The sequence below is a fragment of the Nocardia sp. genome (assembly GCF_025465275.1).
Classification (GTDB): Bacteria; Actinomycetota; Actinomycetes; order Mycobacteriales; family Mycobacteriaceae; genus Nocardia.
In genome coordinates this window covers 70,051-91,150 of record NZ_JAODNK010000080.1, presented here as the reverse complement: position 1 = coordinate 91,150, position 21,100 = coordinate 70,051, and the positions used below count along the sequence as shown (strand labels likewise).

17 protein-coding genes are annotated in these 21,100 nt (G+C 67.4%); 10 read left to right on the top strand and 7 right to left on the bottom strand.

All coding sequences use genetic code 11. The annotated features are described in order from the left end of the window. Positions 1-96: 96 nt before the first annotated feature. The 4 genes from JWN03_RS19425 (at position 97) to JWN03_RS19410 (ending at position 4,656) form a co-directional block, all read left to right on the top strand. Positions 97-867: a deoxyribonuclease IV gene (locus tag JWN03_RS19425; RefSeq protein ID WP_297616698.1), complete on the top strand. Its 771-nt coding sequence runs from the start codon at positions 97-99 to the stop codon at positions 865-867. Positions 868-1,082: 215 nt separating this feature from the next. Next, the gene (locus JWN03_RS19420) at positions 1,083-2,015 is read left to right on the top strand and encodes a TauD/TfdA dioxygenase family protein (RefSeq protein ID WP_297616694.1); all 933 of its coding nucleotides are present in this window, start codon (positions 1,083-1,085) and stop codon (positions 2,013-2,015) included. A 491-nt stretch (positions 2,016-2,506) separates the two neighbouring features. Then, complete coding sequence (locus JWN03_RS19415) at positions 2,507-3,718, top strand: CaiB/BaiF CoA transferase family protein (protein ID WP_297616691.1); 1,212 nt, start codon at positions 2,507-2,509, stop codon at positions 3,716-3,718. Then, positions 3,715-4,656, top strand: coding sequence for a hydroxymethylglutaryl-CoA lyase (locus tag JWN03_RS19410; protein ID WP_297616689.1), 942 nt, complete (start codon positions 3,715-3,717; stop codon positions 4,654-4,656). The genes JWN03_RS19415 and JWN03_RS19410 overlap by 4 nt, the downstream gene beginning before the upstream one ends. Before the next feature lie 74 nt (positions 4,657-4,730). Here the strand turns inward: JWN03_RS19410 and JWN03_RS19405 are convergent, their stop codons facing one another. Next, a complete protein-coding gene (locus tag JWN03_RS19405; RefSeq protein WP_297616686.1) occupies positions 4,731-4,985 on the bottom strand; it encodes a hypothetical protein in 255 nt (84 codons plus the stop codon). 303 nt (positions 4,986-5,288) lie between these two features. Between JWN03_RS19405 and JWN03_RS19400 the strand changes: the two genes are divergently transcribed. Continuing rightward, positions 5,289-5,810, top strand: coding sequence for a hypothetical protein (locus JWN03_RS19400; protein ID WP_297616683.1), 522 nt, complete (start codon positions 5,289-5,291; stop codon positions 5,808-5,810). A 207-nt stretch (positions 5,811-6,017) separates the two neighbouring features. Here JWN03_RS19400 and JWN03_RS19395 read toward each other — a convergent pair whose 3' ends face one another. After that, positions 6,018-7,145 (bottom strand): acyl-CoA dehydrogenase family protein, encoded by a 1,128-nt coding sequence (locus tag JWN03_RS19395; protein WP_297616680.1) that lies wholly within the window; start codon positions 7,143-7,145, stop codon positions 6,018-6,020. 9 nt (positions 7,146-7,154) lie between these two features. After that, complete coding sequence (locus JWN03_RS19390) at positions 7,155-8,324, bottom strand: acyl-CoA dehydrogenase family protein (protein ID WP_297616658.1); 1,170 nt, start codon at positions 8,322-8,324, stop codon at positions 7,155-7,157. Positions 8,325-8,545: 221 nt separating this feature from the next. Between JWN03_RS19390 and JWN03_RS19385 the strand changes: the two genes are divergently transcribed. Further along, entirely contained in the window at positions 8,546-9,403 is an 858-nt protein-coding gene (locus JWN03_RS19385) for a hypothetical protein (RefSeq protein ID WP_297616655.1), read from the top strand. Positions 9,404-9,562: 159 nt separating this feature from the next. On the opposite strand, the gene JWN03_RS19380 is transcribed toward JWN03_RS19385, so the two are convergent. Next, entirely contained in the window at positions 9,563-11,374 is a 1,812-nt protein-coding gene (locus JWN03_RS19380; RefSeq protein ID WP_297616652.1) for a DEAD/DEAH box helicase, read from the bottom strand. A 254-nt stretch (positions 11,375-11,628) separates the two neighbouring features. On the opposite strand from JWN03_RS19380, the gene JWN03_RS19375 reads away from it, so the two are divergent. Beyond that, entirely contained in the window at positions 11,629-12,441 is an 813-nt protein-coding gene (locus JWN03_RS19375; RefSeq protein ID WP_297616822.1) for a carbon-nitrogen hydrolase family protein, read from the top strand. 194 nt (positions 12,442-12,635) lie between these two features. Beyond that, positions 12,636-13,274, top strand: a complete 639-nt coding sequence (locus tag JWN03_RS19370) for a phosphoribosyltransferase (protein ID WP_297616648.1) — start codon at positions 12,636-12,638, stop codon at positions 13,272-13,274. A gap of 65 nt (positions 13,275-13,339) precedes the next feature. Here JWN03_RS19370 and JWN03_RS19365 read toward each other — a convergent pair whose 3' ends face one another. Next, positions 13,340-14,236 (bottom strand): alpha/beta hydrolase, encoded by an 897-nt coding sequence (locus JWN03_RS19365; RefSeq protein ID WP_366914450.1) that lies wholly within the window; start codon positions 14,234-14,236, stop codon positions 13,340-13,342. A 174-nt stretch (positions 14,237-14,410) separates the two neighbouring features. Between JWN03_RS19365 and JWN03_RS19360 the strand changes: the two genes are divergently transcribed. Next, complete coding sequence (locus tag JWN03_RS19360) at positions 14,411-17,968, top strand: AAA domain-containing protein (protein ID WP_297616644.1); 3,558 nt, start codon at positions 14,411-14,413, stop codon at positions 17,966-17,968. A 120-nt stretch (positions 17,969-18,088) separates the two neighbouring features. Here the strand turns inward: JWN03_RS19360 and JWN03_RS19355 are convergent, their stop codons facing one another. Beyond that, the gene (locus tag JWN03_RS19355) at positions 18,089-19,264 is read right to left on the bottom strand and encodes an alanine racemase (RefSeq protein ID WP_297616641.1); all 1,176 of its coding nucleotides are present in this window, start codon (positions 19,262-19,264) and stop codon (positions 18,089-18,091) included. 74 nt (positions 19,265-19,338) lie between these two features. Then, a complete protein-coding gene (locus tag JWN03_RS19350) occupies positions 19,339-19,821 on the bottom strand; it encodes a TetR family transcriptional regulator (RefSeq protein ID WP_297616637.1) in 483 nt (160 codons plus the stop codon). Between the two features lie 430 nt (positions 19,822-20,251). Between JWN03_RS19350 and JWN03_RS19345 the strand changes: the two genes are divergently transcribed. After that, a complete protein-coding gene (locus tag JWN03_RS19345; protein WP_297616634.1) occupies positions 20,252-20,986 on the top strand; it encodes a tyrosine-protein phosphatase in 735 nt (244 codons plus the stop codon). The last annotated feature ends 114 nt before the right edge of the window (positions 20,987-21,100 follow it).

Below are 21,100 nucleotides of genomic sequence, written 5' to 3'. Positions count from 1 at the left end.
CGCAATCGAGTTCTACAGAACTATCTCCGCGGCTCGCGGAAGCGCAACAGTGGTGAGCACAATCTCTTGTCGGGGGGCGGCGATACGCTGGCTTCCATGCGCATAGGAGCACACGTCCGGCTCGACAGCGATCCCATCGGTTTCGGGGAGAAGCTGGGCGCCGACGTCATTCAGATGTTCGTGGTCGACCCGCAGAGTTGGGACAAACCCCAGCCGCACCCGCTCGCCGAGGAGATCAAGGCCAGCCCCATCGATCTGGTGGTGCACTCCTCGTACCAGATCAATGTGGCCAGCCTGAACAACCGGCTGCGCATGCCCTCGCGCAATGCGGTGGCTCAGCAGGCGAAGGCCGCCGCCGAGCTGGGCGCGTTCGGCCTCGTGGTGCACGGCGGGCATGTCCGCTCCGATGCGGAGACCATCGAGGGAATCCTGAACTGGCGCAAGCTCTTCGAGCGCCAGCAGGACAAGGGCGGCTTCGCGGTGCCGATTCTGATCGAGAACACCGCGGGCGGAAACCACGCCATGGCACGGCATTTCGACGATATCGGGCGGCTGTGGGACGCCGTCGGCGATTTCGGCGCCGGGTTCTGCCTGGACACCTGTCACGCCTGGGCGGGCGGCGAGGAACTACTCGGCATCGTTGACCGGATCAAGGCGATTACCGGGCGCATCGATCTGGTGCATCTGAACTCCTCCCGCGACACCTTCGATTCGGGTGCGGACCGGCATGCGAATCTGGCCGACGGCACCATCGATCCGCAATTGCTGGTCGAGGTATGCAAGGCGGTGGACGCTCCAATCATTCTGGAGACTCCCGCCGACGGTGTGCCCGAGGACCTGGCGTACCTGCGCGAGCAGGTGGGATAACCCGCCCCAAAGGTTCGTGGCCCGTCTCGTTCTGGACTGAGTGGAGCGGGGGAGCGAAGCGGAGGAGCGGAAGGAGGGAAGAACGAGACTCCAGGGCCACGAACCCGCCCGGAGCGAAGCGGAGGGCAATTAAATACAGCTGCGTGTAAACCTGTTTCGCCAACGGGGCCGGTGGTGTGCTCGAACGAAGCAATCGTTCGAGCGAAAGGCCCAGTATGTCCGTCGATTACGCCACCACCGCCACCGTGGTGAAGCTCGGCAGCAAGATCGGTGCGCGCATCGACGGCGTCCGTCTCGGAGGCGAGCTGGACTCCGAAACCGTGCAGGTCATTCAGGATGCGCTGCACAAGCACAAGGTCATCTTCTTCCGCGGCCAGGAGCATCTGACCGAGGACGGCCAGTACGAGTTCGCGCAGCTGCTGGGCGCACCCACCACCCCGCACCCGACCGTCACCTCGAAGGGCGTCAAGTCGCTGCCCATCGATTCCGAGTACGGCCGCGCCAACAGCTGGCACACCGATGTCACCTTCGTGGACCGCATTCCGAAGGCGTCCATCCTGCGCGCGGTGCACCTGCCCGCCTACGGCGGCTCCACCACCTGGGCCTCCACCGTCGCCGCCTACGAATCGCTCCCCGTACCCCTCAAGGCGCTGGTCGAGAATCTGCGTGCCCGGCACACCAATGCCTACGACTACGCCGCCGACCGCAGCGATTCGCACGCCCCGAACGATCAGGGCAAGGCCTACCGCGCGGAATTCGAGTCCACCTACTACGAGACCGAGCACCCGGTGGTGCGCGTGCACCCCGTGACCGGCGAGCGCGCCCTCCTGCTCGGCCACTTCGTGAAGAACTTCGTCGGCCTGACCGCCGCCGAATCCCAGGCCCTGTTCCAGCTGCTGCAGGCCCGGGTCACCAAGCTGGAGAACACCACCCGCTGGAACTGGCAGCTCGGCGATGTCGCCATCTGGGACAACCGCGCCACCCAGCACTACGCCATCGACGACTACGACAGCCAGCCCCGTCGCCTGACCCGCATCACCTTGGCCGGCGACATCCCCGTCGACATCCACGGCGAGCAGAGCACCATCATCACCGGCAACGCCGAGCACTACTCCATCGTCGAGAAGGTCGCCCCCCGCGCCGCCTGACAAAACCCTTTTCCGGGTGCGGTGCACGTGCGCACACCGCACCCGGGAAGCCCGGCCGGTGCGACACACCCTCAACATCTCAACTGTCGCACCGGCCTTTTCGCGCAAACCAGACCTCGCCTCCAGCCCGCTGCGGAGGTAAGGCGGGTACAGCTCCCGGCGTGCCCAGGGTTGCGCACTTTCCCTCGGTCACAGTTCGCACACCCCTTGTCGCTGCGCCACACCCTTTGTACGGGCTGTGCCACCCACAGACGGGCTGTGCGATCGATGCGTACAACCGTGTTGGACTACACACACGGTGAACCAGCGCCATCGCCGGTCCCCTTTGACCGATTCCGTCAGCGTCCTGCCGGTCGGTGGGCAACGACGCGCGTGGCTTCACGTGCCGCACACGGAATCTCGCGCTGTCTCGTGCGCGCCGGGCCAGTTCGTGCGCGGCGGTGGGGTGCGCGGCCGGGGAGCGTGGTTCGGGGTGGGGCAGAATTGCGGGCATGGAGATTCGGCCGCTCGATGGGGTGCAGGTTCTGGAGTTGGGGAACTATGTTGCTGCGCCTACCGCGGGGCGGATTCTCGGGGACTTCGGGGCGGAGGTCATCAAGGTCGAGCGGCCGAAAACCGGGGACGAGCTGCGGAATTGGCGGCTGTACGGCGGCGACACCTCGATGCTCTATCGGACGGTGAATCGGAACAAGAAGTCGATCACGCTGGATCTGCGCACCGAGGCGGGGCGCGCGATCGTGCTGGATCTCGTCAAACAGTGCGATGTGCTGCTGGAGAACTTCCGGCCGGGGATGCTGGAGAAGTGGGGGCTCGGGCCGGAGGCGCTGAACGAGGCCAATCCGGATCTGGTGATCACCCGCATCTCCGCGTACGGGCAGACCGGTCCGCTGGCGCAGCGGCCCGGATTCGCCGCGGTTGCCGAAGCGGTCGGGGGACTGCGGGAACTCGTGGGCGATCCGGATCGGCCGCCGGTGCGGGTGGGCGTCTCCATCGGGGATTCGATCGCGGGTATCTACGCGGCCTTCGGGACGGTCATGGCGCTGTTCCAGCGCGAGCGCGCCGGTGATCGAGTTCCCTTGGACCAGCGCATTATCGACGTGGCACTGAACGAGTCGATCCTGTCCGTCATGGAGTCGCTGGTTCCGGACTATCTCGCCTACGGCATCAATCGCGAGCGGGTAGGCGGGCGAATGGAGGGCATCGCGCCCAGCAATGCGTACCCGTGCAGTGATGGCAACAGCATCATTATCGGCGGCAATGGCGATGCCATCTTCCAGCGCTATATGCAGGTGATCGAACGGCCCGATCTGGCGGCCGACCCTGAGCTGCAAGACAATGCGGGCCGCTGGCGCCATCGCGATCGGCTGGATGCCGACATTGCCGACTGGACGCGACTGCGCACCCCGGGCGAGGCGCTGCAGCTACTGGAGGCCGCCGCTATTCCGTGCGGGCCCATTTACACCGCCGCCGATATCGTCGCCGACGAGCAGTATCGGGCGCGCAATATGATTCAGCACTTCCCGGTCGACGTGGGCGAGGACGAGCCCAAACAGGTCGGCTTCACCGGCATCGTCCCGGTGATCGGCGGGCAGTCGCTGCCCATTCGCAATGTCGGCCCGGATCTGGGCGAGCACACCCGCGAGGTGCTGTCCGGCCTGCTCGGCATGTCCGACAACGACATCGACGCGCTGGAGGGCCGATGACCATCTCCACCGCGCTGCTGCGGGACGTGACCCTGCGCGACGGATTGCAGTTGACCGGCAAGGTGCTGCCCACCGAACGCAAGGTCGAGATCGTGCGCGAACTGCTGGCGCTGGGTGTGCCGGAGCTGGAGATCGGCTCCATGGCGCGGCCGGATCTGGTGCCGCCCATGGCCAATACGCTCGAGCTGGTGGCCGCGCTGACCCCCGAAGAGCTGCGGCGCTGCTGGGTGTGGGTGGCCACGCCTCGGCATGTGGAGAAGGCCGCGGCAGCGGGTGTACGGAATTTCCAGTACTGCTTCTCGGTATCGGATGCGCACAACAAGGCCAATATCGGCCGCACCACCGAGGACAGCCTGGCCGCCATGCCGGAGGCCATCCGTTTCGCGCAGGCGGCGGGCGGGCGCATTCAGCTCTGCCTGGCAACAACTTTCACCTGCCCGTTCGAGGGGCCGATCGATCCGCAGCGGGTGCTGGCCATCGCACGGGATCCGCGCACCGCGGGCGCGGCCGATATCGTGCTGGCCGATACGCTCGGCCAGGCGCATCCCGGTCAGGTATCCGCGCTGGTGACAGCGGTTGTCGCCGAAGGCCGCTGGGGCACGGCGGAACACCGGATCGTCTTCCACGGGCACGACACCTGGGGCATGGGCGTAGCGAATTCGCTCGCCGCGCTGACCGCGGGCGCGAATGTCGTCGACGGGTCGCTGGGCGGCTTGGGCGGCTGCCCGTTCGCGCCCGGCGCATCGGGCAATACCTCCAGTGAGGATCTGCTGTTCGCCACTCGACCGGAATGGTTCACGCCGGATTCGCTGGCCACGCTGGTGCCGATTTCCGAACGCTTGCTGGCCGAACTCGGGGAACCGAATCGGTCGCGCACCATCGAGGGCAGCCGGTCCGAGGCTGCCGCTTTCGAATGGGTTATTCGCAGGCAGCCCTGAGGTTTGTCCCTTTTGCGTGTTTCATTGCCGGCATTCGAATAAGCATTTGCCAAACAATTGCCGCCCGGAATGGCTCAGTGACTGTCGCGGGACATACCGTCCGCACGCAGCTTGAGCAGAATCAGGCCCGCGGTACAGGCGAGAATCAAGCCGGCGACCGCGATTTCGACGCGTAGACCAGCGATCCCGAGGACAGCACCGGTGACTCCGCCTAGGAAGATCAACCAGGCGACAGTGCGGGCCAGAATTGCCGACGATCTCAGCGACTGTGTCGCCGGCTCCCCGGACTGCGCGACTGCGCGCAGTGGGGATGTCGAGAATGCACCCATCATCCACTCCTCGATGACGCCCACCGAGTTCGGCGAATCAACGGCGCGTCTCTCGGCAAATTTCGGGCGTCTCACGTGTAACTTTGGACACACATTACGGCTCGGCAACGAAAAGTCCACACGACACGTGCGTGCAACACGCGCACTTTACTGATTCGATATCTGAATTACTGCTGTTTGAGATATAGTCGTGCCTTGCGGAATCGTCTGTGAAGCCACCGGATCGAACCGACCACCCGCCTGGCCCCGCGCCCCCTCCTCCGTTAGGGTGAGCCCACTCGAGACGAAACAGGAGTGCCCTTAATGGACGGCAGCAACGTCGGCGCGGATAAGCGCGGCGACACTCCGCGGCGGCGGATACCCGCCCCCGTGGCCGGTGCCGCAGCCGCCGTCGGCGCGGTGTCGCTCGGCCTCGTTCTCATCGGCGCGTGCGGCCTCGGCAATCAGGACGTGTACGTCGCACCCCCGGCGCTGAACGCGGATCTGCAAGCCGCACCGGAGACTTCGAACTCCGGCACCACCACCCCCGTCGTGATCATCCCGCCCTCCCCCACCTGGCGGGTGGCCACCGAACAGTCTCCCCGGCACTCCGCCCCGCCGTCCGTGACGACAGACCCGGACGATCCGGGAGCCGACCCGTCGGCCCCAAGCACCTCTCGCGCCACCACCACCCGGTCCACGACCACCCGCCGGTCCACGACCACCACCGAACCCGCCGCTCCCACAACGGAACCCACGCGGGCCACCATCGCCACCACCGAACCCGCCGTCGCGGCCGTCCCGACCACCGACCGCCCCGACGACCAGTCCATCGGCGGCCAGTAGCGAACTCGCCTCGTCATCCCGGCGCGCTTTTGGCCGGGATCCACTGGAACCTGTTGGCACGCTTCCGGTGTGGATCCCGGCCAAAAGCATGCCGGGATGACGAGGGCAGCACCTACGCCGACGAGGGCAGCGCTCGCGCCTACGCTCGGGAAATAGTTCGCGCCCCGGCCCAGGGCTGGGACGGGGCGCGAAACTTGTTGGTACGGGTCAGAACTCGACCAGGGTGTAGCCGGCTACGCGGGCGGTGAGCACGCGCAGGTGTTCCAGATCGCCGCCCAGGGTGCGGGCGATGGCGGTGAGGCGGGCCACGTAGTGGCTCACCGGATATTCGGTGGTGATACCGATACCGCCGTGCATCTGGATCGCCTCCTGGCCGATATGGCGGGCCGACCGGCCGACCTGCAGGCGGGCGCGCGCGGCGACCACCGGATCGGTGACATCGTCCACCAGAGCGGCACTGGCGTAGAGGCTCATACTGCGCGCCAGTTCCAGGGAGACATACATATTGGCCGCACGCTGGCTCAAGGTCTGGAACTTCGACAGCGTGACGCCGAACTGCTTGCGCGTCTTCAGATATTCGGTGGTGAGGCGCAGCGCCTCCTCCATCGCCCCGAGCGATTCGGCACAGAGCGCGGCCTGCGCCTGCGCGGTCACCGCGGCCAGGGCGGCCGCGGCGTCGGCATTCTCGCCGAGCAGTTCCGCGGGGGCGGAGGTCAATTCGACCTGAGCCCCGCGACGCCCGTCGAAGGTGCGGAACGGCTTGCGCACCACACCTTCCGCAGCGGCCGCGACCAGGAAGAGGCCGAGGCCGCCGCCTGGGAGCTGAGCGCTGACCACGAGCTCGTCGGCGCAATCACCGTGCGGGACCGGATTCTTCACGCCGGTGAGCACGTAGCCGCCACCCTGCGGAACCGCCGTGGTGGCGAGTTCTGCTGCGGGCCAGCGGGTTCCGGGCTCCTCGTTCGCGAAGGCGAGCAGCTTGGTACCGGCTACCAGCTCGGGCAGCAGCCGCTGCTTCTGCGCGGCGGTTCCGGCGGCGACGATCAGCCCGCCCGGCACCAGGACGGCATCCAGAATCGGTTCGGGCGCCAGCCGGCGGCCGACCTCCTCCAGTACGACCATGACCTCCACGGGCCCCGCGCCGACGCCGCCGTCTTCCTCGCTGAAGGCCAGTCCCAGCACGCCGAGTTCGGCGAGCTGATTCCAGACGTCACGATTCCAGCCGAGCTCGGTATCGGTGACCTTCAGCCGGGTCTCCGGGTCGTAGGCACGGCCGAGCAGATCGCGGACCGTGTCCCGCAGCATGACCTGTTCATCGGTGAGTTCGAAATCCATGGCGGCAGCTCACAATCCGAGGATGGTGGAGGCGATGATGGTGCGCTGCACCTCGCTCGAGCCTCCATAAATGGTGGTCTTGCGGTAATTCAGATAGCCGGGGCCACTGCGCTGCGCCCAATCGGGCGAGGCAATGTCATCGGCCTGTACCGGCAGTGCGTCCGGACCGGCGATATCCAGCAGCAGTTCGGTGGCGGCCTGCTGCAGCTCCGAACCCTTCAGCTTCAGCACCGAGGAGGCCGGATTCGGTTTACCGTCGCTCGGCTGCGACACCACCCGCGCGAGAGTGAGCTCCAGCGCGAGCAACTCGTTCTCCAGCTCCGCGATGCGCGCCGCGAAGACCGGATCCTCCAGCAGCGTGCCCGCACCCGACTTGGTCTGCGCGGCATACTCTTTCGCCACACCCAGCTTGACCTTGGTGCGACCGACACCGGTAATGCCGGTGCGCTCGTTGCCGAGCAGGAACTTGGCGTAGGTCCAGCCCATGTTCTCCTCGCCGACCAGCTGATCGGCGGGCACCCGGACATTCTCGAAGAAGACCTCGTTGACCTCGTGATGCCCGTCGATCAGCTTGATCGGGCGCACGGTCACGCCGGGCGACTTCACGTCGAAGAGCAGCATCGAGATACCGGCCTGCTTCTTGACGGTCGGATCCGTGCGCACCAGGCAGAAGATCCAGTCGGCGTACTGCGCCAGCGTGGTCCAGATCTTCTGACCGTTGACGATGTAGGAGTCGCCGTCGCGGACCGCGGTGGTGCGCAGCGAGGCCAGATCCGAGCCCGCGTCCGGCTCGGAAAAGCCCTGGCACCACCAGATGTCGAGATTCGCGGTGGGCGGCAGGAAGCGCGCCTTGAGCTCTTCGGAGCCGAACTGCGCGATGACGGGGCCGATCATCTGAGCATTGAAGGTGAGCGGCTCCGGAACCGACGCCAGCTGCATCTCGTCTTCCCAGATGTGCAGCTGCATGGGCGACCAGTCGCGGCCACCCCACAGCGACGGCCACTTGGGCGTGGCGTAGCCGTTCTCGTTGAGGATCCGGTGTGTGCTGACGATGTCCTCGCGGGAGAGTTCGCGGCCGTACTTGACGCGGTCGCGGATCTCCGCCGGGATCTTGGTCCGGTAGAACTCGCGCAGTTCATCCCGGAATTTCACCTCGTCAGGTGACAGGGCAAGTTTCATCGCATCTCCCAGCGTCGCTGTCTTATCGACTCCAAACCTACCCCCCGGTAATACGGGACCTGTCGGCTGGATCACACCGACGCGCCGCCTCGCCCGACGGCTCACAGCGAGAGCTGGTACGTTGCCGAGAAGATCCGGCGTGCTCGTGCCGCATTCCACGGCGAAAAGCAGCGGCCGGACATCGATTCCGGTATCCGAGACAGTTCGCAGGAGCATCACGAGTGAACGGCAGGACCCTTTCCCGGCGGGCCGCATCGGTCGCGGCCATCGCCGCCACGGCAGTTCTCGGCGCGACCAGCACCGCCGGCGCGGAGCCCCCCGCGCCCGCCGATTCGCCGGTCGACACTGCGATCACGCATCTCACCGACGCGGCCGGACCGGATCAGAACGCGCTGGCCGCGGTGAACACCACCGCAAAGGCCGCGGAACTGATCTCCGCCGCCAAGCTGACCAATATCGCCTTCACGCCCTTCGGCTATCAGGCGCCCACCCTCGGCTGCGGCTTCAATCTGCCGTTCACCATGACGGTCGCCTCGGCCGAATCCGGTGAGGCCGGTCCCGACCGCGGCATCGCCGGTCCGCCCGGAACACTGCGCTTCCAGGCCACCCCCGCCACCATCGGCATGCCGCTGGCCTCCGGGCTGAGTGTTGTCTGGCTGAATGTGGCCAATGGCCGCAGCGGCATCAATGCCCTCGACGATCAGACCGATTACAACCTGCCGGCGCTGTCCAAGACCGTCGACTCCGGACCCGGCACCGTCGTCGCCTCATTGTGGGGCACCATCGACTATCCGGGCTCACGCTGCCTGGTGCTGCCGACCGTGGGTCTGTTCACCGTCGCCGATCTGCCCAAGGATCCGCCGCCGGCGAGCGTGCCGACCACACAACCCAATGCCGCGGCGCCGCAACCCAATGCGGCGACTCCCCAGCCGAACACCGATCCGAGTGCTCCGGCCGCCCAGCCGAATGTCGCCACCACCGCACCCGATGTCCCGGCCGATGTTCCGGCCACGCAGCCGAACGTCCCGGCCACCCAGCCCAGCTCCCCGGTCATAGTCGGATCCAGCGAACCCCACTGACCTGAAAAACAGACTCGCGCCCAGGCTCAGCAGCCTGGGCGCGAGTGTTCAGCCCGGATCACGCGGTGAGCGCGGCCGGAATACGTTCGCGCCCTGACCTTCTCGCCCGCACCGGCGCACGAGGAGCGGGTGCGGTGGAAACGGCAGGGCGCGAAGCGATTACGAGCGGGGCTTGCGGCGGGTGGCGTCCGGACGCTTGAACTCACGGTCCACCGGGCGGCGCGGCGCGCGGCTCATGGCACGCGGTCCGGGCGCACCCGAATCCAGCTGGAGCTGAATGAGCTGACCGCTGATTCTGGTGCGGCTCAAGGCATTCAGGGTCTCCTGCGAGAGATCGGCAGGCAGCTCGACCAGGCTGTGGTCGGGGCGAATGCTGATATGACCGAAGTCGCTGCGGCGCAGGCCACCCTCGTTGGCAATGGCGCCCACGATCGCGCCGGGAGCCACCTTGTGGCGCTTACCGACCTCGATGCGATAGGTGACCAGCTCCGCGCCGGTATTGCGGTGCAGGCTGGGCCCGCCCTCACGGGGGCGGCGCTCACGCGGCTCCCGATCGTTGAACGAACGCTCACCGCGCTCGGCCCGCTCACGACGCGGGGCCGGCTCCGGATCGGGCTCCATGAAGAAGTTATTGCCGTCGTACGAGCCGATCGCCAGCGCGGCCGCGATATCCACCAGCGGGATATTGTGCTCGCGCTCGTAATCCTCGATCAGCTTGCGGAACAGCGGCAGGTTCGACGAGGCGAGGTTCTCGGTGATGGTGTCACCGAACTTCGCGACACGCTGCGCGTTCACATCGTCCACACTCGGCAGCTGCATTTCGGTGATCGGCTGGCGGGTGGCGCGCTCGATCGCGTCCAGTAAACGCCGCTCGCGCGGGGCGACGAACAGCAGCGCCTCACCGGAGCGGCCCGCGCGGCCGGTGCGGCCGATGCGGTGCACGTATGACTCGGTGTCGTGCGGAATGTCGTAGTTGACGACATGCGAGATGCGGTCCACATCAAGGCCACGCGCGGCGACATCGGTGGCGACCAGGATGTCGATCTGGCCGTTCTTGAGCTGACCGATGGTGCGCTCACGCTGGGTCTGCGCGATATCACCATTGATGGCGGCGGCGGAATACCCACGAGCGCGCAGCTTTTCGGCGAGCTCCTCGGTGGCCTGCTTGGTGCGCACGAAGATGATGATGGCCTCGAATGCCTCGACCTCGAGGATGCGGGTCAGCGCGTCCAGCTTGCGCTGGTACGACACCGATACGTACCGCTGACTGATGGTGGGGCTGGTCGAGGTCTTGGTCTTGACCGTGATCTCGACCGGATCGTGCAGGTACTGCTTGGAGATCTTGCGAATCACCGGCGGCATGGTCGCCGAGAACAGCGCGACCTGCTTCGTGTCGGGCGTGTCGCGCAGGATGCGCTCCACGTCCTCCTGGAAGCCCATCTTCAGCATCTCGTCGGCCTCGTCGAGGACCAGGTACTGCAGCTCCGTCAGATCGAGGGTGCCGCGCTCCAGGTGGTCGATGACACGACCCGGCGTGCCGACCACGACATGCGCGCCACGGCGCAGGCCGGACAGCTGCACGGCGTAGTTCTGGCCGCCGTAGATGGGCAGCACGTTCAGACCCGGAATGTGGGTGGCGTACCGGCCGAACGCCTCCGCGACCTGTATGGCCAATTCGCGTGTCGGCGCCAGCACCAGCGCCTTGGGCGCCTTGCCGGTCAGATTCAGCCCCATCAGGATCGGGATGGCGAAGGCGGCGGTCTTACCGGTGCCGGTCTGCGCGAGACCCACCACGTCCTTGCCGGCCAGCAGCGGCGGAATCGTCGCAGCCTGAATAGGCGACGGCGATTCGTAGCCGACATCGGCGATGGCCCGCAATACGCGGTCATCGATACCGAGATCAGCGAAGGACGGGCCGTTCGCGTCCCTCTCGTCGTCAGTGGGAACGCTGTCGGCCGGTGAGGTACTCATTGACCAGGAGTTTACTGCCTTGCCCTGGTCGGTCCGACCATCGGGTGAATAGGCTGGAACTCGTGCAACCGGACAACCCGCCCTCGGCCGTCGCCGCGACCCCCGTTCTTTCGGCATCCGGGCTCGGCCACGCCGAACCCGGGCCGGTCCGCAATTACGTAACCGGCACTGCCGCAACGACAGAACCAGGCAGTTCGGGGGCAACGACGATCGCCGTTCACGAACCTGCCGCCGAACCGGAACTCGTCGTCGGCGTGGCGGACGGCGGGGTCGTCGACATCGCCGTCGTGCAGTTCGCGCCCGGCACCGACACCGTGGCCAATCTCACCACACTGCGCGAAGAGGTACGGGCCGCAGCGGCACTCGGTGCCCAGGTGGTGATCGCCCCCGAATACTCCATGTTCTCGGTACTGCACCTGGACGAACGCGCCATCCCCGCCGCCGAACCCCTCACCGGGCCGTGGGTGAGCGGATTGCGCGGAATCGCAGCCGAATTCGGGGTGCACCTGGTGGCCGGAGTGATCGAAACGCCCGGTGGCGACCGCCCCGCCGACCGCGTCTACAACACCCTCGTCGCCGCCTCCCCCGACGCCGAATTCGCGGCCGTCTACCGCAAGGTTCATCTCTACGACGCCTTCGCCTCCCGCGAATCCGACATAGTCCTGCCCGGACCGCTCGACCAAACCCCGACCTTCACGGTCAACGGGGTCATCTTCGGTATGCAGACCTGCTTCGACCTGCGCTTCCCCGAAGGCATTCGGCGCATAGCCGCCGCCGGAGCCCATGTCCTGCTGCTGCCCGCGCAATGGATTCCGGGCCCCGGCAAGGTCGACCAGTGGACCACCCTGCTCCGCGCCCGAGCCATCGAAAACACCATCTACGTCGCCGCCGCCGACCAGGCCGCCCCCCGCGGCTCCGGCGCCTCCATGGTCATCGCCCCCACCGGCGCCATCCTCGGCGAACTCGGCGACCAGCCCGGCATAGCCACCGCCCGCATAGACCTCGAACACCTCCACGAAGTCCGCACCACCAACCCCAGCCTCGCCCTCCGCCGCTACGGTGTTTGATTGCCCTCCGCTTCGCTCCGGGCGGGTTCGTGGCCCCTTTGTCTCGGTCTTCCCTCCTCCGCTTCGCTCCCCCACTACGTCAGTCCAGACCGAGACGGGCCACGAACATAGGGGCACTGTCGTAAAGGTGGGGTCTTGAACAGCATTCGAGCTGTTCGGCAGGCCGTTGCGGGGCCGCGACTAGACTGGGGGCAATGATCTATCCCGATCGGGGGGCTGCTGGGCGGGCGCTGGGCGGGGTGCTCGGGTACCTGCGTGGGGCGGACCCGCTGGTGTTGGGGTTGCCTCGGGGCGGGGTGCCGGTGGCGGTGGCCATTCGGGAGGTGATCGGCGGGGATCTCGATGTGCTGCTGGTGCGCAAGCTCGGGGTGCCGTGGCAGCCGGAGCTGGCCATGGGGGCCATCGGGGAGGACGGGGTGCGGGTGCTCAATGTCGACGTGGTGCAGCACACCGGCGTCACGCCGGAGCAATTCGCCGATGTCGAAGATCTGGAGCGGGTCGAACTCGAACGCCGCCGCCAGGTGCTGCGCGCCGAACCGCCCATTCCGCTGAAGGACCGCACCGTGCTGATCGCCGACGACGGCATGGCCACCGGCGCGACCGTCGCCGCCGCCTGCGAGGTCGCCCGCATGCACGAACCGCGCCGCCTGGTGGTCGCGGTGCCGGTCTCCTCCGCCGAAGCGCTGCACCGCATTCGAGCTCTGGCCGACGAAGTCGTCTGCCCGCTGGTCCCCCGCTCCCTGGGCGGCGTGGGCGGCGTCTACCGGGACTTTCACCAGCTCACCGACGAAGAGGTCGTGCAGCTCCTCCACCCCGCCCCACCCGAGAACTGACCGTTCGTCGAAGCGCCTCCGGCCCCGACGGTTCGAGATCACCGGCCAACACCCCGTGCCCGCGGTCAGAGCCTGCCGACCACCGAGCGAACCCAGTCGGCGATATCCGCGGTCACCTCCGCATGCACCGGCTCGTGCAGCAAATCGTGCCCCGCATCCTCGTACTCCCGAAACTCGGCCGCCGCACGCCGCGCCCACTCCCGCACCGGCTCAACCGGAGTCCGCCGATCATCCACCCCGTGCACGAACAACACCGGAATCCCCTCCGGCAGCACCGCTTCGCGCCCGTCCCCGATGCCGCCGCCCGGCAACGTCGGAACGCTTTCGCCGCCTGCAAGATTCGAGGCATGGTCCCCGCGAGCAGCCGAAGCATGTCGGCGAGGGTCCACTGCGCTGCCTCGGGCGGAGTTCGGGGGTCGGCCTTCGAGTACGGCTTTGGGGGTGCCACAGAGGATCAGGCCTGCGAGTTGCGAGGTGGAGGGGAGGGCGGCGACGGCGGTGGCTGCGCCCAGGGAGTGGCCCATCAGGAAGTGCGGGGGCTGGGCGGGGAGGAGGGTGAGGAAAGCCAGGGCGTCAGCAGCGAGTTCGGGGAGGGTGCCGGGGCGGTCGGGGTTGCCTTCGCTGAGGCCGTGGCCGGAGGTGTCGAGGGTCCAGAGTTCGATGCCTGCGGGGGCGAGAGCGCGGGCGAAGCGGTGGTAGTGGCCGCTGTGCTGGCCGGTTCCGGGGAGGAGGGCGAGGGTTGCCGTGGAGTGGTCGACGGGCCAGTGGCGGTAGTGCAGCCGCCCGCGGGCGCCCTCGAAATACGGCATCCGGCGATTGTCGCAAACACCCGCACGACGGCGCGCAAAGCCCGGCGCGAATGACGACACGCCGGGATGCCCGATGGGCTTTCCGGCCTCCGAGCGGGGCATGAGCACTTGCGCGGGACCGGTGCCCGCACGAGTCGTGTTGTCTCCCAACATCGCCCGCAAACCGGGGCTGACGTGCGGCTGTGGCGGGATAGGCGGGGGCGGCACGCAGAAGCGACCTGGCAACACCCCTCGATGTAGGGAGTCACTACGCTGTTGCGCGACTCGGCACGCAATGGCGCGCGTCCGGGTCGCGGGTGTCGGCGGAGAGACACAGGAGGGCCGCGATTGATTCTGTTCGGTGATCGTGTCGTGTGCAGCACCGGTGACCTGGTGTCGGCGGCGCGTTGTGAGTTCGCGCTGCTGCGCGCGCTCGACGCCGAACTGGGGCTGGTGACGTCGATCGAATACCCGGCGCCCGGTGTACTGGCGCATGCCTGCGATCCGGCGGTGGAGTATCGGCTCGCGGACCTGCGCGACCGGTTCGGTGCGGGCGTGGTGCGGGTGCGCGTCCGAGACCATGCCGATCCGGCGGCGACCACCGCGGCGCTGCACGCCGCGCACGAGCAGACCTTCGCCGCGCTGCGCGCGAACGCCGACGCGGTCGCGGGAGCCGTCGTCTTCGACGGGGCCTTCGCCACCCGCTGCGACTTCCTGGTGCGCGACGGCGCCCCGGAAACCCACGACTACCTGCCCGCCGCCGTCGCCACCCGGCACACCCGCCTGCCCGCCCTGCTCACCCTGGCCGCGACCGCGGATGCACTGCGCGGCAACGGCTTCCGGCCCGCATCGCAGGCCCGGCTATGGCTGGACGGCGTCGCGACCACGCATTCGCTCGCCGATATCGCCGTCGTCTACCGGGCCCGCCGCGACCGCCTGAACCACATTCTGGAAGCCAAACTCGGTGAGCTGCTGCCCGTGCAGTGGGGTGACCGCCGCTTCCTCGCCTGCGGTCACTGCCGGGCCTGCACCGCCGAACTGGAATCCCGCCGCGATCTGCTCCTGGTCGCCGGTATGCGCGCCGCCACCCGTGCCCAACTCCGGGATGCCGGCATCACCACAGTGGACCGCCTGGCCGCCGCCGACGCCACCGTGTCCGGTGTTCCCACACCAGCTTTCACCGTCCTGCGCCGCCAAGCCGAACTCCAGCTCGAGCGCGAGCACACCGGCCACCCCACGCACACCCTCGTCGATGCCGGTGCGCTGGCCGCACTCCCCCAGCCCAGCCGGGGCGACCTGTTCGTCAGTGTGAGCGCACCCGATCAGATCGAGGTGTGGTCCAACTGGTCGGCAGATGGCGTGCACGCCTTCACCATTCGCGGCGAGAATACGAGCGCCCTCGGCGATACCGCTGCGGCACAGGATGTCCCGTCCTGGGACGACGATGCCGACGCCCTACTGGACTTCCTCACCGAACGCCAGTGGGAACATCCCGACTTGCGCATCCACCACTACCGCGGTGAACTGCGCCCCCTGCTCAGCACAATCGGCGAACGCTACCCCGACGGCGAAGACGTAGTGGCCGAACTCCTTCCGGCCCTCGTCGACCTGTACCCCATCGTGCGCGCCGCCATGATCGTCGGCGAACGCTCCTACGACGTCCGCCAGCTCCCCCCGAACCGGGCCACAGGTGTGGACACCGCCACGAGCGATCCGAACACGCCGTACGCGAGCTACCTCGAAGGCACTACGAGCACCCCTGCGAACCACACTGAACACGGGCTCGCCGATTCTGGGGCCGCATCCACAGGTAGTTCCGAAGCGTCTACTGCCCGCGCGGCCACAGCCACCGCGATCAAGCCGCGCGCACCCTGGACCGCGGCAGCAACCGCGATCGGTGCAGCGGGCGCCAGCACGATCAGAGCGACGGTGAGCTGTCCTGAGGCTGCTGCGAATACCGGGCCGGGAGCTGTGCTGCGACTGCGGAATTGGCTGATCGAGTTGGCGCAGGAGCACGGGGTGCAGCCTGCTCGGCGGCTGTCGTACGACTATTGGGAGACCGGGCCCGACGAGGTGGAGGCGGCGCTGCGGGAGTTCGCCGACACCGGGTATCGCGATGGGCGGGAACGATCTTCGGCGCAGGTGACGGCGGCGTTCACCGCGGCCGCGCTGGGTTATCACCGGCGGGAGCGGCAGCCGCTGCGGTGGGCGCACGATGACCGGCTCGACCACCCCGTGGAGGAGTGGGCGGATACGCCGGGCGTTCTGGTCGCCGACTGGGGCACGGTGGATACCAACTGGCACAGCACCGGTCAGCGCCCCATGCGCCGATACCTCACGCTCACCGGCAGACTCGGCACCGGCAATGCGCCGCCGCCGGGCACCCGGGTGCTCACGCTGTACGACCGTCCCGTCCCGGGCATGACCGCCATGCCGGGCCGGCGCGCCGCCGCGCACGCCACCGTGCTCGGCTGCTCACTGGACACCAATTTCGAGGATGTGGTCCGGGTGGTGGAGCTGCTGCCCGACAGCTGTGAGCCCTACGACGAGCTGCCCACCGCGATCGTGCCCTGTCCGCCCGGCCGCAACGAGTACCTGGAGGAGAACCTCGAAGATATTGCGCACCAGCTGCTGGTGACGCTGCCCGAGGTGCCCGAGACCGCGATCTTCGATCTGCTCGGCGGGCATCCGCCGCGACTGCGCGCGGGCAAGGCGCTGCCGGAAGTGTTCGGCGACAATGCCGCCGCTGTCACCGCCGCCATTCTCGAATTGCAGAATTCGTATGTGGCGGTGCAGGGCCCGCCCGGCACCGGCAAGACCGATACCACCGCCCGCGTGGTGGAAAGGCTTGTGACACGGTACAAGTGGCGAATCGGAGTGGTCGCGCTCTCACACGGCGCGGTCGAACACGTACTGGACGCGGTGGTGCAGGTCGGCGTGCTCCCGGAGCTGGTCGCCAAGGCCGATACCCAATCGGTGGCGCCGGAGTGGCTGCCCATCGACGCGTCGAAGTACGGCCGCTTCCTCGATAATGCCGTCAATGGTGGTGTGGTGGGCGGACTTCCGAGCGATTTCGCCGATCCGGAACGGATCTCCCGCGACAGCCTGGACCTGCTGGTGATCGCCGATGCCGGGAAATTCCCGCTGGCCGATGCCGTCGCGGTCGCGGTCTGCGCCCGAAACCTGCTGCTGATAGGCGATCCCGCACCCGGCGCCGGGCAGGGCATGCATCCGGCGCCGGTCGACGAATCGGCGCTGGGCCGGCTGGTCGGCGCACATCGCACCCTGCCCGCCGTCTTCGGCTACTTCCTGGATCGCACCTGGCGCATGCATCCGCGCATGTGCGGCCCGGTCTCGCGGCTGCGCTACGACAATCGCCTGCGGTCCAATGAAACCGTCACCCTGGCAAGGGAACTCAAGGGCATTGCGCCCGGCGTGCGCACCGTGACCGTCGAACACCACGGCAACAGCACCGAATCCGCCGAAGAGGCCCGCGAAATCGTCCGCCAGGTTCGTAATCTGCTCGGCCTGCCGTGGCAGACCGGCGCGGTCACCCGCCCCCTGCATCCGCACGACATTCTGGTCGTCGCCCCGTATCACGCTCAGGTCGCGCGCATCCGAACGCTACTGTCCCGCGCCAGGATCGAAGATGTCCTGGTCGGCACCGCCGATCACTTCCAGGGCCGCGAAGCCGCCGTGGTCCTGGTCTCGATGACCACCTCGGCCCCCAAGGACGCCCCGCACGGCATCGGCACGCTGCTGTCCCGCCACTGGCTGACCAGCGCCATCTCGCGCGCCATGTGGTCGGCCATCATCATCCGCTCACCGCTGCTCACCGAATACCTGCCCGCCACCACAGCAGAACTCTCCGACCTGGCGGCAGTGCTGCAGCTCGACCGCGTCTGACTTCGGGAACGAAAGCATCCCCCGTCATACCGGCATGCTTCTGGCCGGGATCTCCCCCAGCACAGTAGATTCCGGCCAAAAGCGCGCCGGCATGACGGGGATGACTGCTCGGACAGGCGATCAGCCGAAGTTCTGGCCTTCACCGCGGTAGGTCGGGACTTCGATGCGGGTGCCGTCGGCGTCGACCAGGTTCACCTGATTGAAGCGCTCGCAGAGTTCGCCGGCTTTGGCGTGCCGGAACCACACCCGGTCGCCGATGGCGAGGCCGCCGGCTCCGGTGAGCGGGGTCTGCACTTCGCCCGCGCCCTCGGTGCCGATCAGGCTCAATCCCTTGGGCCACACAGGTTTCGGCACTCGGGAGGCACCGGTCGGACCGGAGGCGATGTAACCGCCGGAGAAGACGGTGGCGATACCCTCGGCGGGGTGGCGCAGCACCGGCAAGGCGAAATACATCGCCGGGCGCGGAGCCAGATTGCGGTAGCCGTCGAAGAGGGTCGGCAGGTAGAGACCGGACCCGGCAGTCACCTCGGTGACATTCGAGTCGGAGATGCTCACCTCGATGGAGCCGGTACCGCCGCTATTGACGATCTCCAGCTCACCGACCTCATTGCGCACAGCGTCCAGCACCTGCCTGCGGCGACGCCCGATTTCGAAGGCGGAGGCCTTCTTCACCAGTCGCACAGCGGGATTCGTATCCGGCAGCCCGGCGATCTGCGCCTCGTAGGTCATGACGCCGACCACGGTGAAACCACGGCGGCGGGCGGTAGCGGCCAGGCGGCCCGCCTGTTCGGGCGTGCGAATGGGCGAGCGGCGCACGCCGAGGTGCAGCGGCCCGATGCGCAGCGAGGCGTCCACGTCGATACACACACGGGGAGCGACCTTTTCACCGACAGCGGTGCGAATGAGGTCGAGCTGATCGACATCGTCGATCATAAGGGTGATGGAATCCAGCAGCACCGGATCCGCGGCCAACTTGGCCAGCGAGCCGCGATCGGTGGTCGGATACCCCAGCAGAATATCGCGGGCGCCCAGCCCTGCCAGCCAGAGGGCTTCCGCGAGCGAGTAGCCCATGATGCCGGCGAAGCCGCCGGACCTGGTGAGGTCGCTGCCGAGCACCTCCTGGAGCACGGCGCGGCAGCGCACGGATTTACTGGCCACACGCACGGGGACCCCACGCGCACGGCGAACCAGATCGACGGCATTGGCGCGCAGTGCGGCCAGGTCGAGGGCGGCCAGCGGCGGATCCAGTTCGGCGGTGGCCACGTGCAGGCCGGAAATCGGCGACGTTTCGGTCACCAGGTCATTCGACCACGAAACTGGTCATACGTCCAGCAAATGGGCGAACGCACAGGAACTTCGAATCGGGCCCGTCAGAGGTCGACAGCCTTGGTGGACACGTACGACACCAGATCGTCCAGCACAACCAGCGATATCTCGTCGTCGCAATCGGCCAGCCAGCGCAACACCATCCCCTGAATGACAGCCACCAGATAGGCGGCGATCGCATCCACCGGTTCCAGCCACTGCGTCCCCGAACGCTTGGAACACATCTCGAGGAACTCGGTGACGTCCGCATCGAGCCCGCGGAACATGGCCGAGGCCTGCGGATCCGGCACACAGACACCCCCACCGCCTTCCCAGCGGCGGCGCAGAATGACCAGCGTGGACTCGTAGGCCCGAATCTGCCGCTCGGGTGAGGACTTCAGAATCGGCCACAGGGCGCTCACGCCCGCATGCAGCAGCACTCGTAACGCGCGACTACCGGTGATATCGAGCGATGCCGCCGCCTTCTCGATGGCTTCTGCCATGGCCGGACGCAATCCGACCTGGACGATTTCTCCACTAGCGCTCAACTACAACTCCCTATAGCGAAAGAACTCACGCAACTAGGCTGCGGAGCTCGCTCAACGGGTTTGCAGATCAGCACTGACCCCCGAGCAGGACCCGGCGTACCCGTTCAACAGGTATCAACGATACGTCGTTTTCTGGGTCCATGACCAGCTTTGATAGCCGATTTCGTACCGTAGGAATGTTTCGTTACCTAATCGGAACTCGCTCGCGATCGAATAGGAATCGCTGAATTCCTAGATCGCCCGGTAAATCGGACATTAGAACCGATTGGTATTTTACGGACTTCGGTTCACTCAAAGATACCGACTGTGCCCGAGCCCACATGACCGAACCGCATGCCGTATGCGCAACGCGCCGCTCACGACACGGAATTCACATCCGGTGAGCGGCCAGGACACCTCCCGTTCGGACGCCCACCGATAGCCTGTCGGGGTGACTTCAGCGCGGCACGATCCGTTCCTGCTCACCGGCACCTTCAACTTCCGCGATGTGGGCGGGGCCCGCACCACGGCCGACAACCACATCCGCAGTGGAGTACTGCTGCGCTCGGCCCAGCTCAGCAGGCTCGACGAGGACGGGCGCGCCCGCCTGCTCGAACTCGGCGTCACCGACGTGCACGATCTGCGCGGGCACGCCGAAATCGACTACATCGGCCATGACGCGCTCCCGGACCGGGTCCGCCTGCATGTGACGCCCTTCGACTCGCGCATCGGCGAGACCCCGCCGAACGAAGCCCGCAATCCGGCCACCGCCGGCCTGCACATGGTGGAGGTCTACCGACTCTTCCCCGCCATGCCCGAGGCGCACACCGCCATCAAGGCCCTGGCCGACTCCGCCCTCACCGGCACCGCGCTCGTGCACTGCGCCGCGGGCAAGGACCGCACCGGCTGGGCAGTAGCCACCCTGCTGCGCGCCGTCGACGTCGTCGAGGAAGACGTCTACGCCGACTACCTGCTCAGCAATGACGCCGTCCCCACCCTGCGCGCCTTCATGGCCACCGAATCGGACGAAGAAATCTCCGACGACCTGCTCGGCGTCCGCGCCGACTACCTCGACACCGCCACCGCCACGATGAACGAGACGTACGGCAGCCTCGACGGCTACCTGGCAAGACTCGGCATCACCCCCGACCAGCGCGAAGCCCTCCGCACCCGCTTCGTCGAATGAGCCATTGACCCAAGGCGTTTCGGCGCCACCCGTCTTCCCGGCATGCTTTTGGCCGGGATCCACACCCACGGTGCATGCGCAGCCAGCGTGGATCCCGGCCGAAAGCGCGCGCCG

Excerpts from the sequence above, each read along its gene's own strand:
- JWN03_RS19425 (WP_297616698.1), top strand. The coding sequence starts at position 97 with ATGCGCATAGGAGCACACGTCCGGCTCGACAGCGATCCCATCGGTTTC.
- JWN03_RS19420 (WP_297616694.1), top strand. The coding sequence starts at position 1,083 with ATGTCCGTCGATTACGCCACCACCGCCACCGTGGTGAAGCTCGGCAGC.
- JWN03_RS19415 (WP_297616691.1), top strand. The coding sequence starts at position 2,507 with ATGGAGATTCGGCCGCTCGATGGGGTGCAGGTTCTGGAGTTGGGGAAC.
- JWN03_RS19410 (WP_297616689.1), top strand. The coding sequence starts at position 3,715 with ATGACCATCTCCACCGCGCTGCTGCGGGACGTGACCCTGCGCGACGGA.
- JWN03_RS19405 (WP_297616686.1), bottom strand. The coding sequence starts at position 4,985 with ATGGGTGCATTCTCGACATCCCCACTGCGCGCAGTCGCGCAGTCCGGG.
- JWN03_RS19400 (WP_297616683.1), top strand. The coding sequence starts at position 5,289 with ATGGACGGCAGCAACGTCGGCGCGGATAAGCGCGGCGACACTCCGCGG.
- JWN03_RS19395 (WP_297616680.1), bottom strand. The coding sequence starts at position 7,145 with ATGGATTTCGAACTCACCGATGAACAGGTCATGCTGCGGGACACGGTC.
- JWN03_RS19390 (WP_297616658.1), bottom strand. The coding sequence starts at position 8,324 with ATGAAACTTGCCCTGTCACCTGACGAGGTGAAATTCCGGGATGAACTG.
- JWN03_RS19380 (WP_297616652.1), bottom strand. The coding sequence starts at position 11,374 with ATGAGTACCTCACCGGCCGACAGCGTTCCCACTGACGACGAGAGGGAC.
- JWN03_RS19370 (WP_297616648.1), top strand. The coding sequence starts at position 12,636 with ATGATCTATCCCGATCGGGGGGCTGCTGGGCGGGCGCTGGGCGGGGTG.
- JWN03_RS19365 (WP_366914450.1), bottom strand. The coding sequence starts at position 14,236 with ATGTTGGGAGACAACACGACTCGTGCGGGCACCGGTCCCGCGCAAGTG.